14 protein-coding genes and 1 other RNA gene are annotated in these 14,428 nt (G+C 66.0%); 6 read left to right on the forward strand and 9 right to left on the reverse strand.

The features are described 5' to 3' along the window. The first annotated feature begins 32 nt into the window (after positions 1-32). Positions 33-3,251: a M1 family aminopeptidase gene (locus ACO2Q1_RS02705; RefSeq protein ID WP_423328005.1), complete on the forward strand. Its 3,219-nt coding sequence runs from the start codon at positions 33-35 to the stop codon at positions 3,249-3,251. A 34-nt stretch (positions 3,252-3,285) separates the two neighbouring features. On the opposite strand, the gene ACO2Q1_RS02710 is transcribed toward ACO2Q1_RS02705, so the two are convergent. The 4 genes from ACO2Q1_RS02710 to fumC are packed head-to-tail and all read right to left on the reverse strand — an operon-like array spanning position 3,286 to position 6,038. After that, the gene (locus ACO2Q1_RS02710) at positions 3,286-4,047 is read right to left on the reverse strand and encodes an AAA family ATPase (protein WP_423328006.1); all 762 of its coding nucleotides are present in this window, start codon (positions 4,045-4,047) and stop codon (positions 3,286-3,288) included. A 1-nt stretch (position 4,048) separates the two neighbouring features. Then, positions 4,049-4,363 carry a CcdB family protein gene (locus ACO2Q1_RS02715; RefSeq protein WP_423328007.1) on the reverse strand — a complete coding sequence of 105 codons (315 nt, stop codon included), beginning with the start codon at positions 4,361-4,363 and terminating at the stop codon, positions 4,049-4,051. Further along, on the reverse strand, positions 4,360-4,608 hold the full coding sequence (locus ACO2Q1_RS02720) for a type II toxin-antitoxin system CcdA family antitoxin (protein ID WP_423328008.1): 249 nt from the start codon (positions 4,606-4,608) through the stop codon (positions 4,360-4,362). Before ACO2Q1_RS02720 ends, ACO2Q1_RS02715 begins: the two co-directional genes overlap by 4 nt. A 38-nt stretch (positions 4,609-4,646) precedes the next feature. Next, positions 4,647-6,038 carry a class II fumarate hydratase gene (gene fumC / locus ACO2Q1_RS02725; protein WP_423328009.1) on the reverse strand — a complete coding sequence of 464 codons (1,392 nt, stop codon included), beginning with the start codon at positions 6,036-6,038 and terminating at the stop codon, positions 4,647-4,649. Positions 6,039-6,137: 99 nt separating this feature from the next. On the opposite strand from fumC, the gene ACO2Q1_RS02730 reads away from it, so the two are divergent. Continuing rightward, positions 6,138-6,515: a RusA family crossover junction endodeoxyribonuclease gene (locus tag ACO2Q1_RS02730; RefSeq protein WP_423328010.1), complete on the forward strand. Its 378-nt coding sequence runs from the start codon at positions 6,138-6,140 to the stop codon at positions 6,513-6,515. Here the strand turns inward: ACO2Q1_RS02730 and ACO2Q1_RS02735 are convergent. The 4 genes from ACO2Q1_RS02735 to miaA all read right to left on the reverse strand — a co-directional run bounded on the left by ACO2Q1_RS02735 (position 6,488) and on the right by miaA (position 8,866). After that, positions 6,488-6,895, reverse strand: a complete 408-nt coding sequence (locus ACO2Q1_RS02735) for a GFA family protein (RefSeq protein WP_423328011.1) — start codon at positions 6,893-6,895, stop codon at positions 6,488-6,490. The two genes, ACO2Q1_RS02730 and ACO2Q1_RS02735, sit on opposite strands and share 28 nt — an antisense overlap. Before the next feature lie 112 nt (positions 6,896-7,007). Continuing rightward, entirely contained in the window at positions 7,008-7,499 is a 492-nt protein-coding gene (locus tag ACO2Q1_RS02740) for an SspB family protein (RefSeq protein WP_423328012.1), read from the reverse strand. A gap of 92 nt (positions 7,500-7,591) precedes the next feature. Next, positions 7,592-7,957, reverse strand: a transfer-messenger RNA (tmRNA) gene (gene ssrA, locus ACO2Q1_RS02745). A gap of 30 nt (positions 7,958-7,987) precedes the next feature. After that, complete coding sequence (gene miaA, locus ACO2Q1_RS02750) at positions 7,988-8,866, reverse strand: tRNA (adenosine(37)-N6)-dimethylallyltransferase MiaA (RefSeq protein ID WP_423328013.1); 879 nt, start codon at positions 8,864-8,866, stop codon at positions 7,988-7,990. A 73-nt stretch (positions 8,867-8,939) separates the two neighbouring features. On the opposite strand from miaA, the gene ACO2Q1_RS02755 reads away from it, so the two are divergent. The 4 genes from ACO2Q1_RS02755 to ACO2Q1_RS02770 all read left to right on the forward strand — a co-directional run bounded on the left by ACO2Q1_RS02755 (position 8,940) and on the right by ACO2Q1_RS02770 (position 13,821). Further along, the gene (locus tag ACO2Q1_RS02755; RefSeq protein WP_423328014.1) at positions 8,940-10,010 is read left to right on the forward strand and encodes an Mrp/NBP35 family ATP-binding protein; all 1,071 of its coding nucleotides are present in this window, start codon (positions 8,940-8,942) and stop codon (positions 10,008-10,010) included. 85 nt (positions 10,011-10,095) lie between these two features. Further along, a complete protein-coding gene (locus ACO2Q1_RS02760; RefSeq protein ID WP_423328015.1) occupies positions 10,096-11,256 on the forward strand; it encodes a hypothetical protein in 1,161 nt (386 codons plus the stop codon). Next, complete coding sequence (locus ACO2Q1_RS02765) at positions 11,253-12,665, forward strand: cytochrome P450 (protein ID WP_423328016.1); 1,413 nt, start codon at positions 11,253-11,255, stop codon at positions 12,663-12,665. The genes ACO2Q1_RS02760 and ACO2Q1_RS02765 overlap by 4 nt, the downstream gene beginning before the upstream one ends. A gap of 64 nt (positions 12,666-12,729) precedes the next feature. Continuing rightward, positions 12,730-13,821 carry an NADH:flavin oxidoreductase gene (locus tag ACO2Q1_RS02770; protein ID WP_423328017.1) on the forward strand — a complete coding sequence of 364 codons (1,092 nt, stop codon included), beginning with the start codon at positions 12,730-12,732 and terminating at the stop codon, positions 13,819-13,821. 44 nt (positions 13,822-13,865) lie between these two features. Here the strand turns inward: ACO2Q1_RS02770 and ACO2Q1_RS02775 are convergent, their stop codons facing one another. Then, on the reverse strand, positions 13,866-14,399 hold the full coding sequence (locus ACO2Q1_RS02775; RefSeq protein ID WP_423328018.1) for a dihydrofolate reductase: 534 nt from the start codon (positions 14,397-14,399) through the stop codon (positions 13,866-13,868). Positions 14,400-14,428 lie beyond the last annotated feature (29 nt).

The raw sequence follows: 14,428 nt of genomic DNA on the forward strand, positions 1-14,428 counted from the left end.
CCTTCATCGCAGTGGCCCTGTGTTACCTCAGCGTGTCCGTCGGCACGATCATCGGCACCTTCGCGCCCTGGGTCGACAGGGAGACGCTCGGGGCCTTCCGGCCAGACGCCTACGCCTACGCCTATTTCGTCATGGGCCTGCCGGCCGTCTTCCTGACCTCGGCCATCTTCTTCGCCCTGGCGACGGTGACCCGATCGATGATGGCCACCTATGTCGGGGTGGTCGCCTTCTTCATCGTCTATCTGACCCTGACGTCGTCGCTGGACCGGCCGGAATTCCGGGAAGTCCTGGCCTGGCTGGAGCCGTTCGGTCTGTCGGCGATCAGTGAGGTGACCCGCTACTGGACGCCGGCGGAGCGCAACACCCGCCTGCCGGAGTTGACGGGAGTGCTGCTGGGCAACCGCGTGATCTGGACCCTGGTCGGCGTCGCATTCCTGGCCGCTGCCTACGCCCTGTATCGACCGGCCGCGCGCGGCGCCAAGGCGGGCAAGCAGGACAAGTTGCGTGCCCTAGCCGCAAAGGAAACGCTGGTCGTCGCTTCCGGTCCGCTGCCCCGGCCCAGCTACGGGCCGGCGTCTGCCTGGGCTCAACTGCGCAAGCGGACGGCCTTCGAGATGGCCTTCATCTTCAAGAGCCCGGCCTTCCTGGTCCTGATCGTGCTCGGCGCCTTCAATTCGATCGGCGCGCTGCTGTTCGCCGGCGAACTGTACGGCGCGCCGACCCTGCTGGTGACGCGCACGGTGATCCAGCTTCTGACGGGCGCCTTCGGCCTCGTCTCGATCATCATCGCCATCTACTATTCGGGGGAGCTCATCTGGCGTGACCGCGACCGGCGCACGCATGAGATCGTCGATTCGACGGCGGCGCCGGATTGGACTTTCCTGCTGCCCAAGATTCTGGGCCTGACGCTCGTCCTCGCAGCCACGCTGCTGGTCGGTGCGCTCTCGGGCATGGCCGTCCAGGCCTACAAGGGCGGCGTTCCCTTTGAAGTCGACAAATACCTGCTCTGGTATGTGCTGCCGGAGACGATCAGCTACGCCTTGCTGGCCGTGCTGGCGATATTTATCCAGGCCTTGTCGCCCAACAAGTTCGTCGGCTGGGCCATCATGGTGGTCTATCTGATCTCGACGATCGTCCTGGGCAATCTGGGCTTCGACCATCGCCTGTATCGCTACGGCTCCACGCCGGGCGTGCCTCTGTCGGACATGAACGGGCAGGGATCCTTCATCTTCGCCGCCAACTGGGTCACGGCCTACTGGCTCGCGTTCGCCGTCATCCTGATGGTCATCACCTACGGCCTGTGGCGTCGTGGAACGGAGGCCCGCTTCCTGCCGCGTCTGCGCCGGCTCCCTTCGCGACTGAAGGGCGGGGCCGGACTGATCGGGGGCATGGCTCTGGTCGCGTTCGTGGCCCTCGGCGCCTTCATCTTCGTCAACACCAACGTCTGGAATGAGTACCGTAGTCGCGACGCCGGCGAGAAGCTTCAGGTCGCCTATGAAAAGGCCCTGCTGCGCTACGAGAACACGCCGCAGCCTTCTGTCGTCAGCGTGACGCTGGATCTGGATTTGTATCCGCATGAGCCGCGCCTGACGACCAAAGGCAGCTATGTGATCGAGAACCGCACGGGCGCGCCGCTGTCGGAGATGCACCTGCGCTGGCTCAGCGACGACCTGGAAATGACCCGTCTGGACGTCGAGGGCGCAACAGTCGCCCGCGAGTGGTCCGACTTCGACTACAGGATCTATCGCTTCGCCACGCCTATGGCGCCGGGCGAGCGTCGCACGGTCAGCTTTGAAACGGTGGTGACCCAGAAAGGCTTTCCGAACTCGGGGCCGCTGACGTCGATCGTCGACAACGGCACCTTCATCAACAACTCGGCCTTTGCTCCGGCCATCGGCATGAGCCGCCAGGGCCTGCTCAGCGACCGCACCAAGCGTCGCAAATACGGCCTCGAACCCGAGCTCCGGATGGCCAAGCTCGAGGACACCTCGGCCCAGGCGAAGAACTATATCGGCGCCGACTGGGTCAATGCGGACATCACCGTGCGCACTGTGGCCGACCAGACGCCGGTCGCCCCCGGCTACAAGGTTTCAGACGTCACCGAGAACGGCCGCCGCGTCGCTCGCTTCGTCACCGAGGCGCCGATCCTGCATTTCTTCTCGGTCCAGTCGGCTAGGTATGCGGTGCGGCAGGAGGTCTATAAGGGCGTCAATCTGGCGATCTATCATCACCCGGCGCACGACATGAACGTCGGGCGGATGATCTCTTCGCTGAAGGCCGGGCTCGACTATTTCCAGTCGGCCTTCGGACCCTACCAGTTCCGTCAGGCTCGGATCGTGGAGTTTCCGGCCTACGCCAGCTTCGCCCAAGCCTTCGCCAATACCATGCCGTACTCGGAATCGATCGGCTTCATCGCCGACTTCCGCAATCCGGAGAAGATCGACTACGTCACCTATGTCACGGCGCACGAACTCGGCCACCAGTGGTGGGCGCACCAGGTCATCGGCGCCGACATGCAGGGCGGCACCAGCCTGTTGGAAACCCTGGCGCAGTATTCGGCCCTGATGGTGATGGAGAAGACCTATGGGCGCGACAACATTCGTCGCTTCCTGAAGTACGAGCTGGATCGCTATCTGATGGGCCGGGCGACCGAGCGGCTGGAGGAAATGCCCCTCTATCGCGTCGAGAACCAGGGCTACATTCACTACCAGAAGGGCGGTCTGGTCATGTACCTGCTGCGCGACCAACTGGGAGAGGCGGCGGTCAATGCGGCCCTACGGTCGCTGGTCGAGACCTACGCATTCAAGTCCGCGCCCTATCCGCGCTCGATCGATCTGGTGAACGCGCTGCGGGCCAACGCTCCGCCCGACAAACAGGCGCTGATCACCGACCTGTTCGAGCGGATCACCCTGTATGACGTGCGGGTCACCGACACGACGGCGCGCAGACTGCCGAACGGCAAGTGGGACGTGGCCGTCACCGTTAAGGCCCGCAAGTTCTACGCCGACGGGAAGGGCAAGGAGACGGACGCGCCGCTGAACGAGGTGTTCGACGTCGGCCTGTTCAGCGCCGAACCCGGCAAGCGCGCCTTTGACGAAAAGAGCATCATGGCCTTCGACCGCCGCCCGATCCGCTCCGGCACCCAGGTGCTACGGTTCGTGACCGACGAGAAGCCCGCCTTCGCCGGCGTCGATCCGTACAACAAGTGGATCGACCGGGATTCCAACGACAACGTCGAGGCGGTGGACTGAATGTGCGGGGGCCGGTCTCTCGCGAGGCCGGTCCCTATTCTCGCGGTGACCGCGGTTCTTCCTCGGCCCCCAGGAGGACCTCGAGCATCATCTTGCGCCGGGTCAGGAAGTTGCGAGTGACCTGATAGTGATCAGTATCTTCGTACGCGATCCGGTCCACGCCATGCTCCGAGACCTGGTAGATCCAGGCGTTGGGGTAGCCGAGCAGGATCGGGGAATGGGTGGCGATGATCAGTTGCGAACGCGCCAGCACAAGCTCGTGCATCCGCGCGAGGAAAGACAGTTGACGCGTCGGCGATAGAGCGGCCTCGGGTTCGTCGAGGATGTAGACGCCGTCTCCGATGAAGCGATTGTCGAAAAGGGCGAAGAAACTTTCGCCGTGGGACTGCTCGTGCAGACGCCGCGCGCCGAAACGGCTGGCCCGAATCTCAGGGTCCTCCAAATAGCTAGCTACTGTGAAGAAGCTCTCGGCCCTGAGGAAGAAGCCGTCCTGAACGCGCTGCGGCGACCTGATTGGTCGGACGAACCGGTGCAGGGGCGAGTGGCTGTCGCGCGTGCCGAAACGATGCTCGCGACCGCCGCCCTCCGGATTGAACCCCCAGGCCACGGCCAGAGCCTCGATCAGGGTCGATTTGCCCGACCCGTTTTCACCGACCAGGAAAGTCACGTTCGGGTGAAACTCAAGGCTGTGCAGCGACCGCACAGCCGGCAGGTCGAATGGATAGGCGGCCTCATCCCACCCCTCCCGGCGCTCGAACAGGGCTTTGATCCAATAGGGGCGCGCCAGGGCAGCCATCTCAGAAGCCCGTGAACAGCCGGTCCAGCGCCCGGCGGATGTCGTCCTCGCGATCGGCGAGAGAGCCTCGGGCGACGCTCAGGACGCGCCGATCCAGTGCGGCCATTTCCGACAGCATCAGCACGAAGGACTCGCCCTGGTGAACGACCGGAATCGTCACCTTGGTCAGCAGGGCCGTAATCGGCATCCGCAACAGCGGCGCGACCAGCACCGTCGGCCCCTCATCATAGAGGTGCGATTGGATCACCGCCACGAACGGAGCGATGGCGCGCGACTGCGACGAAGGATTGTCGAGAACGTCGAACTGGCGGATCACCAGCGCCGCAAGTCCTCGCCGAACACACCGAAGCGGTCGATCCGCTCGCGGTGCAGGGCGATGGCCTCGGCGTTCTCGTCGCCCCACTGACGCGCCTTGTCCGCATAGCTGAGGTGCGCGGCGCGCCGTCGATCCAGCGCCTCGCGCAGACCGTCGGTCGTCACGGCGCTCACGTCGATGTCGAGCGCCCGCGCCTCGTCCAGCAAGGCTTGGTCGATCTCGATCTTCAACTCGATCTTGCCCATGGGCCGAAGCCTAACCCGGAACCGGCCTGCGGACCAGATCAACCAGGCGAGATCATCTTCTCGGGCCGTACCGCCTCGTCGAACTCGGCGTCGGTTAGATACCCGCCGCCGACGGCTTCCTGGCGCAGGGTGGTGCCGTTCTTGTGGGCCGTCTTGGCGATCCTGGCGCAGGCGTCATAGCCCAGCTTGCCGTTCAGGGCCGTGACCAGCATCAGCGAGTTGTTGAGGCCGCGCTCGATGTTGTCTACGCGGGGCTCGATGCCGACGACGCAGTTTTCGGTGAAGCTGATCGCGGCGTCGGCCATCAGGCGCACCGACTGCAGGAAGTTGTAGGCCATCACCGGGTTGAAGACGTTCAGTTCGAAATGCCCCTGCGAGCCGGCGAAGGTGACGGCGGCGTGGTTGCCGAACACCTGCACGCAGACCTGGGTGAGGGCCTCGCACTGGGTCGGATTGACCTTGCCGGGCATGATCGACGACCCCGGTTCATTCTCCGGCAGGGCAAGTTCTCCCAGGCCCGAACGGGGGCCAGAGCCCAGGAAGCGGATGTCGTTGGCGATCTTGAACAGGGACGCGGCCACCGTGTTGATGGCGCCGTGCGAGAAGACCATGGCGTCGTGGGCGGCCAGGGCCTCGAACTTGTTCGGCGCGGTGGTGAACTTCAGGCCGGTGATCTGGGCGATCTTGTCTGCGACGCCTTCGGCGAAGCCGATGGGGGCGTTCAGGCCGGTGCCGACGGCGGTGCCGCCCTGGGCCAGTTCCATCAGCTTCGGCAGGGTCTGGTTGATGCGTTCAATGCCGTTCTCGATCTGCTGGGCGTAGCCGCCGAACTCCTGGCCGAGCGTCAGGGGGGTGGCGTCCTGGGTGTGGGTGCGACCGATCTTGATGATGTGCTTCCAGGCCTGGGCCTTGTCGTTCAGGGCGTTATGCAGCGTCTGGAGCGCCGGGAGCAGGCGGTGGACGATCTCCTCCGCGCAGGCGACGTGCATGGCCGTGGGATAGGTGTCGTTGGACGACTGGCTCATGTTGACGTGGTCGTTGGGGTGGACGGGCTTCTTGGACCCCATCTCGCCGCCCAGGATCTCGATGGCGCGGTTCGAGATCACCTCATTGGCGTTCATGTTCGACTGGGTGCCGGAGCCGGTCTGCCAGACGACGAGCGGAAAGTGATCGTCCAGCTTGCCCTCGATGACCTCGTCGGCGGCCTTGACGATGGCTTCGGCGAGGGCAGGGTCCAGCTTGCCAAGCGCCAGGTTGGTTTCGGCGGCCGCGCGCTTGACGATGCCCAGGGCGCGCACGATCGGCAGCGGCTGCTTCTCCCAACCGATCTTGAAGTTGCCGAGCGAGCGTTGCGCCTGTGCGCCCCAATAGCGATCCGAGGCGACCTCGATGGGGCCGAAGGTGTCGGTTTCGGTGCGAACGGTGCTCATGACGCGGCGGCTCTCTCAGGCGTGGCGGAGGAATGCGCGGCGGTGTAGCACGGGAGCCATGCAGGGCAAGGCGCGCGCCATTCTTGACGGATATCCGAAATGACCGGCGGCGGCTGGATCGGAACCGGCAAGGTCCGGGCGCGAGAGATCGGCGGCGCTGTCGAAATCGCCATTGAGGGCCTGACCACCCAGGCGAAGTACTACAAGCCGCTGGTCTATGAGTTCATGCGCAAGGAGTGGGCGTCTCGCCCGTCGTGGGGCGACCATGTGGTGGAAATCCGCATGGAGCATGTCGGCGAACCTCCGACGCTCGATCTCGACAATCTGGCCAAGGCGCTGCTCGATGCGATCAAGGGCTATCTGTTCCACGACGACGCCCAGGTGGCGCGACTGCTGGTGGAACGGTTCGAGGGGGAGCGCGAACGGATCGTCATCCGCTGCTTCAGGCGTCAGGCGTCGGCCGGCGGACCTGGATAGCGATCGAAGGCGGGGAGGTGATGCAGATCCGCCATCCAGCCGATCCGGTCCGCCGTCTGGATCTGGGCCTGAAGCGGCAGGGCGTCGGGGGTGTCCAGCGTCGCGCTTTGCACGTCGATCTGGCCGGGGAAGATGACCTCGTTCGTGTAGAAGAGCCCAGTTCCACAGCGACCGCAGAAACCGCGCCGTCCATCCGCCGAAGAGGCGTACCAGACGGGCTGACCGGTGATCCGGACCTGATCGGCCGGCGCGAGGGCCCAGGCGACAGCCGGCGCACCGGCGCATTTCCGACAGTCCTCGCAATGGCACAGGGTATGATGGATCGCCTGGTCAGCGGTCTCATACCGAATGTCGCCGCAATGGCAGCCGCCCGTCAGCATCACCGTCTCCCGAGACGTTGTTCCCTTTATGTTCTATATCGAATGCAGCCATCGTTGGCAATCCGCCTGGGATTTCACGAAAGAAGGCTCGGGGAGGCGTGACGCGCCGGTCCTATTTCTTCCGGAACTGGTCCAGAGAGACGACCTTGGGCACGTCGTCGTCGCCGCCGTCTTCCACGGACGGCGCTGCCTTGGCGGGCTCGGGAGCCAGTGACAACACCGGTTCGGGCGCGATTTCCGGTGGATCGAAGTCGAGCACGTAATCGACGCCGCGATCATGGAACCGGGTGATCGCCGAATAAGGAATGGTCAGCACCTTGGGCACGCCGCCGAACTTCAGCATCACCGTGAAAAGACCCGGCTCCACGGCAAGGTCCCAGTACTGGTTCTGGAGGACGATGGTCATGTCGTCCCGGAACCGGGCCAGCAGGTCCGGCGGTATCGTCACGCCCGGCGCCCGCGTCTTGAAGGTGATGTAGAAGTGGTGATCACCCGGCAGCCCGTCCGGCAGGGCCGCCCGTTCCAGCGCCAGGCGCACGACGCTGCGCAGGGCTTCCTGCTCAAGGGCGCCATAATCCATCAGGTCGGCGGGTTCGTCGGCCATCGCATCCTCATCACTTGCCACGTTGATAGCGACGCCTCGCCCGACGCGAAAGGCGCCTGACGCGGAAATGAAGGTGAATATCTGAGGTGGGAAGCGCCGGGATTCTGTTGCCAGGCTCCCGACAGGCCCCGCCTGAGGATCTGAACCCTCAGGACTTAAAGTTCGAAATCAACCGAACCGCATTACGCGGCGAGGCGGACTTCTCCAGCGAAGTTATCGTTCGCAGTTAGAAAATGGCCCGATACGGTGGGCCAGGACGAGCGAAAGCAATCTTCTTTACACGTCCGTCGATGCTAGTCGGCCCCATGCTCGCTCCGCCGATAACGCGGGGAGAAATGGTGGAGCCGCCGGGAATCGCACCCGGGTCCGGTCCGCTTATTACAAGCGCATTTATCGCCATAGTCCGGGCGAACCCGGACAGAACCAATATAGGCGCACCGCGTCATTTCGCAAAGGGGCGCGCTGAAGCCGCGAGGTTCGACAGCCTGTCAGGGCCGAACGCGATCCCAGTCCGGCGTCTGGTTGCGGAACCAGGTCAGTTGGCGCTTGGCGTAGTTGCGGGTGGCCTGGCGCACCGCGTCCATGGCGTCCTTCAGTGAAACCTTGCCGGCCAGATGGGCGGCGAAATCGCGGACGCCCACGGCCTTCATGGCCGGGAGGTCGGGCTTCAGGCGACGTGCGGCCAAGGCTCGGACCTCATCCAGGGCGCCGCTTTCGACCATCAGGGTCACCCGCCGGTCACAGTTGGTATAGAGCCGTTCCCGATCGGGTTCGGTCACAAGCCGATCATAGGTTCCGGGCTTCAGGATCGGACGTGTTTCGGCCTGCCAGTCCGAAAGGGCGCGGCCGGTCGTTTCGGCCACGGCCCAGGCGCGGGTCAGGCGTTGACGGTCGCCGGGCGCGATGGCGGCCTCGGCCTTGGGATCCATCTCGGCCAGCCGACGACGGTATTCCTCCTCGCCAAGGAAGTCGATCTGTTCATCCGCCATCTCGCGCGCTCTGACCGGCACCTCTGGAATGTCGGCGATGCCGCGTGTGAGCGCGGTAAAGTAGAGCCCGGTTCCACCCACGATCACGACCGATCGCCCCTCGGCGCACAACTGATCCAGCAGGGGCGTCACCGCGCGCGTCCAGCGCCCCACCGACCAGGCGTCGGCGGCGTCGGCCACACCGTACAACCGATGTTCGGCCAGGGCCTCGTCTTCTTCGGACGGGCGGGCGCTGAGGATGCGCAGATCGGCGTAGAGTTGCTGGCTGTCGGCGTTGACGATGACGGCGCCCGTGCGGCCGGCGATGTCCAGCGCCAGGGCGGACTTGCCGGACGCGGTCGGACCGGCCAGCAGGGTGATGTGAGGGTGATCGGTCAAGGGCGCTCGCAACGAGGTGATCCCGGCGATAGAACGGCGCCGCGACCTGCCGCAAGCCTTGCCGAGATTTCCCGTGATCGATCGTGACGCCGTCATCGCCGCCCTGGACGCTGTCATCGACCCGAAAAGCGGGCGGGGGCTGAACGCGTCCGGCCTCGTGCGCGGCCTGACCGTGGCCGAGGATCGCGCCGGTTTTGCCCTGGAGGTCGCCGCTGTGGACGCGGCGCTCTATGCGACGGTCCGGGACTCGGCCGAGGTGGCGTTGAAGGCTCTGCCCGGAATGGCGCGGGTCTCGGTCATCCTGACGTCGGAGGCCTCGCCGGTCGTGTCGCCGCGGCGCACGGCGTCGCTGTCGCCACAAGCGGTCGATCAGACCCGCGCGAAGGCGCCGATCCCAACCGATCGACCGGCCCATGTCCGCCGGGTGCTGGCCATCGCCAGCGGCAAGGGCGGGGTCGGCAAGTCGACGGTCGCGGTCAACCTCGCCGCGGCCTTGATGCAGCGCGGCCTGTCGGTCGGGGTGCTGGACGCCGATGTCTATGGTCCGTCCCTGCCGACCATGCTCGGCCTGTCGGGAAAGCCCGAATACCGCGACGGCATGATGGAGCCGCATCTCGCCCATGGACTGAAGGCCATGTCGGTCGGCCTGCTGACCGGAGCCGGCGACGCCATGGTCTGGCGGGGACCCATGGCCTCGCAAGCCCTGACCCAGATGCTGACCCAGACGCGATGGGGCACGCAGACGGCGCCGCTGGACGTGCTGGTGGTCGATCTGCCGCCCGGCACCGGCGACGTGCAACTGACGCTGATTCAGAAGACGCCGCTGGACGGTGCGGTGATCGTCTCGACGCCGCAGGAGGTCGCCCTCGCCGACGCCCGTCGCGCCCACGCCCTGTTCCAGAAAGTCGGCGTGGCTACGCTGGGGCTGATCGAGAACATGAGCGGGGACGTTTTCGGACGAGGGGGAGCGGAGGCGGAGGCGGCCCGGCTCGGTGCGCCGTATCTGGGCGACATCGCGCTGGAGGCCGGCATACGCCGGGCGGGAGATGCGGGACGTCCCGTGGTTCTGGGCGAAGGCGGCTCGGCGATCACGGAAAGGTTCGCGGGGATCGCTGCGAGGCTGTCCGAAACTCTGGCGCTCTGAGGATCGACGCCCGTCTTGCCGCCGTCGGCATTGTCGATATTGTGGCCGTGGGGAAGGGGGCTCCCGGTGACGTTCAGAAGCACACGTGACTGACGACGAGGACGAAGCGTCCTCCGGACGTCGAAAGCTGCTGCTTTACGTCCATGGGTTCGATCCCCGTGGCCCCGGCGTCCTGCATGACCTCCAGCGGCAAGATGCGGTCGGTTCAACCGACTTCGGCGGCGCGTTTCGCGTCGGCCGTCGTCGTCGTGAACCCCATTCCAGCGTCTGGCGCATTGACGCCGACTGGCCCGAAGGAGTCGTCAGCACCGAGTTCGTCGCCTTTCGCTGGGATGATCTGGTGCGGGCCCGCTGGGGTCGCTCTCTTCGGGCGCAAGCCGGCGGCCTTGCGAGGTGGCTGGCGGCCTACTGGCGGACGGGGACTTTCGGCGCGTTGATTTCGGCTTCAAGGACGACGCGCCTTGCGGTTCTGGCGCTTCCGGCGGCGGTGCTTGCGTTCTGCGTCGCAGCGGGCCTGGCGGCGGCTTTCGCCTCGTGGGCGCTGGCGCTGGCTGCGGCCCGCGTGGGCCTGCCGACGGCTGCCGGACTGGGAGGACTGGCGGTGCTCGCCCTGGCTCCCAGCCTTTGGCGACGCTTCGACCGTTGGGCCAATCTTTGCTGGCTGGGGCGTGGCCATCTTCACATGGTCGATCTCAGCCAGGGCCGTATTCCGGAACTGGACGAACGCCTGCAGGCCTTTTCCGATCGCCTGATCGTCGAGGCGGCCTCGGGACGGTGGGAAGACATCATCGTGGTCGGCCACAGTTCGGGCTCGATACATGCCGTCGACGTCGTGGGGCGGGCGCTGATGCGGCACGAAGGGTTGGGACACTCCGGGACGCCCATACGGCTGATAACGATCGGCCATTGTATTGCGCCTTACGCAAAGCTCGGACCTGCGCCGAGCTGGTCGCGGGCGCTCGATGCGCTCGTCGCGGCGGATGATATCGGCTGGACGGACATCAGCGCGCCTGCGGATCCGGGGGCGGCCGGTGTCTGGCACCCCCTGCTGCACACGCCGCATCAACATGACATCGGTCGTGTCCGGCGGCTGTCGCCGCACTTCCATCGCGCGCTCTCGCCGGAGCGGTTCCGAACGCTGAAGCGCGATCCCATGGCCTATCACTTCCAATATATGCGCAGCTCCGACCATCCGGAGGTCTATGACTGGCGCCGCATCGCGTTCGGGCCGGATCGCATGTCATGACCGGCTTCATTCCGCCGAAACCGCACGCCCTGTCTGAAAGGCCGCGCCTGATCGATCGCATACGCGCCAGCCTGAGTTCCAGCCTGGCCCTGTTCCAGGCCGGCAGCTACGGCGGCCTGGGCGTCAGCCGGTTTTCCATTCCCACGGCGCCCCGGCTGGAGCGTCGCTGGCTCTACACGGTGCGCGATCCCGCCCATGTGCGCGAAATGCTGGTCAGCCGCCCCAAGGATTTCCCCAAGAGCGTCATGATGGGGTCGATGCTCAGAAGCCTGACCGGCGAGAGTATTTTCACGACCAACGGCGACGTCTGGCGACGCCAGCGCGACCTGATCGACCCGGCGTTGGAACAGGCGCGGATCAAGGAAAGCTTCTCTCGTATGAGGGAGGCGGCGGACGCGGCCCTGGTCGATCTGGACCGGCGCGCCGCGCGCGACGGGGTGGTGTTCATCGACGACGCCATGACCCATTTCACGGCGGACGTGATCTTCCGGACCCTGTTTTCGGAACCGATCGACCCGAGATCCGGTCGCCAGGCCTTCGCCGCCTTCGAAACCTTCCAGAATCTGGCCTACGCCCATGGAATGGTGCGGCTCAGCGGCCTGCCGACGTTCGTGTTTCCTGGATCCCTGCCGGCCATCTTCGCTGCCTGGCGCATCCGGCGGGTGATGTGGAAGCCGCTGAAGCGGCGGCTGGACGCCTATCGCGCAGGCGGGCCGGCCGGGGACGACATTCTGGGCGCGCTGCTCCGGGGCGGGGCGGAAAGCGGCTGCGGAGGCTTCTCGCCGCGCGAGCTGCTCGATCAGGTCTGCATGCTGTTTCTGGCGGGCCACGAGACGTCGGCCAGCGCCATCGCCTGGGCCTTCTATCTGCTCGCCAACAGCCCGGATGATCTTGAGCGTGTCCGGGAGGAGGTGGCCCAGGCCGCAGGCGACGACCCGCTGGAGTTCCAGAGCCTGCGCCGCCTGGACTTCACGCGTGACGTTTTCCGCGAGGCGATGCGGCTGTATCCGCCGGTGGCTTTCGTGGCCAGGGATACGGTCCAGTGTGAACACCTCGGCAATCGCAAGGTCGATCCGGCGAGCGTCATCTTCATCGCACCCTGGCTGATGCATCGGAACAGCCTGCTGTGGGAAGGCGCGGACGAGTTTCGTCCCTGCCGTTTCGCCACGCCTGAAGGCCGCGCGGCGATGAAATCCGCCTTCATGCCGTTCAGCATGGGCGAGCGCGTCTGCCCTGGCGCGGCCTTCGCCCTTCAGGAAGGCGTGATGATGTTGGCCATGGCGGTACGCCGCTTCGATCTGGCGCCCGCCGAAGGGGCCGATCCGATCCCCTACGCCAAGCTCACGCTCAACTCGGCCAACGGCATTCGCATCGTGATGCGGCGCAGGCGACAGAAAAACGCTGGATAAGGGTTTTCAAACGCAACCCTGATCGCCACCTTGTCGGTTCTTGTCCTCCTCCCCAGAGATCCGCATGTCCGTCGACGCCCTTTTCCGCCCGTTCACGATCAAGAACCTGACCCTGCCGAACCGCATCGTTATGGCGCCGATGACGCGGTCCTTTTCGCCGGGCGGGGTGCCGACGTCCGACGTGGCCGCCTATTACCGCCGTCGAGCCGAAGGCGGGGTGGGGCTGATCGTGACCGAGGGGACGGTGGTCGAGCGGCCGGCCGCCCGCAACGACGCCGCCGTGCCGGTGTTTCACGGCGAGGCCCTGCCGCAATGGAAGACGGTCGTCGACGAGGTCCATGCGGTCGGCGGGCTGATCGCGCCGCAGATCTGGCACGTCGGCGCCGCCCGTGGTCAGGGCGCCGACTGGCAGCCCCTGGGCAAGGTCGACAGCCCCTCCGGCCTGGTGGCGCCCGAGAAGCTGAAATACGAGGCCATGACCGACGAGGACATCGCCGACACGATCGCCGCCTTCGGCCGGTCGGCGCGGGCGGCGCGCGAGCTGGGCTTCGACGCGGTCGAGATCCACGGCGCCCATGGCTATCTGATCGACCAGTTCTTCTGGAGCGGCACCAACGCCCGGGAAGATCGCTGGGGCGGCGCGACGATCAGCGATCGCGCCCGGTTCGGCGCCGAGGTGGTCAGGGCGGTTCGCGAGGGAATCGGCGAGGACATCCCGCTGATCCTGCGTCTGTCGCAGTGGAAGTCTCAGGATTACACGGTCAAGAACGCGCATGATCCGGCGGAGCTGGAGGCCTGGCTGACGCCGTTGTCCGAGGCCGGCGTCGATGTGTTTCACTGCTCGCAGCGTCGCTTCTGGGAGCCGGAGTTCGAGGGTTCGGACCTGAACTTCGCCGGCTGGACCAAAAAGGTCACGGGCAAGCCGACCATCACCGTCGGGTCGGTCGGTCTGAACAGCGAGTTCTTCGGCGCCTTCCGGGGCGAAAGCTCCGAGGCGGCGTCGCTGGACAATCTGGTCGAGCGGCTGGAGCGGGAGGAGTTCGATCTGGTCGCCGTGGGCCGCGCCCTGATCACCGATCCGAACTGGCCCAACAAGATCCGTGACGGTGAGACGGTGGGCGGATACGACCGCGCCTCGCTGATGACGCTGGTCTGATCCTTCGGGCCAGGTCGGAGGCTGCTCCGGCTCGGCCCGCGGGCTCATGCCGACTTCCGCTCCAGGATGCGGAAGACCATGTCGTGGTCGTCCTTTTCGGCGGCGGCCTGGGCGACCGCCTCGGTTTCTTCCCATTGGCTCTCGTCGAAGGCGGGGAACCGGGCGTCGCCCTCGGGCGCCGCCTCGACGTCAGTGACGTAGAGCCGTCTGGCGCGCGGCAGCATCGCCTCAAACAGGGCCGTCCCGCCGATCACGCAGACCTCGTGAACGCCGTCGTCCATGGCCGCCTCGCGCGCCATCTCGATCGCCTCGTCCAGATTGGTGCAGACCACGGCCCCCTTGGCCATGCCCTGTTGGTCATAGGAGAGGTCGCGGGTCAGGACGATGTTCAGTCGGCCGGGCAGGGGCTTCAGCGGCAGGCTCTCCCAGGTGGCGCGGCCCATGACGCAGGGCTTGCCCATGGTCACGGCCTTGAAGCGTTGCAGGTCGCTGCGCAGCCGCCAGGGCAGGGCGCCGTCGCGGCCGATCACGCCGTTCCGGCCGCGCGCCACGACAAGAGCGATCTGGGGCAGGTGCATGGGGATCTCCGTCTGCGGCGCAGATCGAG

The sequence above is a fragment of the Brevundimonas sp. VNH65 genome (assembly GCF_049445955.1).
GTDB lineage: Bacteria > Pseudomonadota > Alphaproteobacteria > Caulobacterales > Caulobacteraceae > Brevundimonas.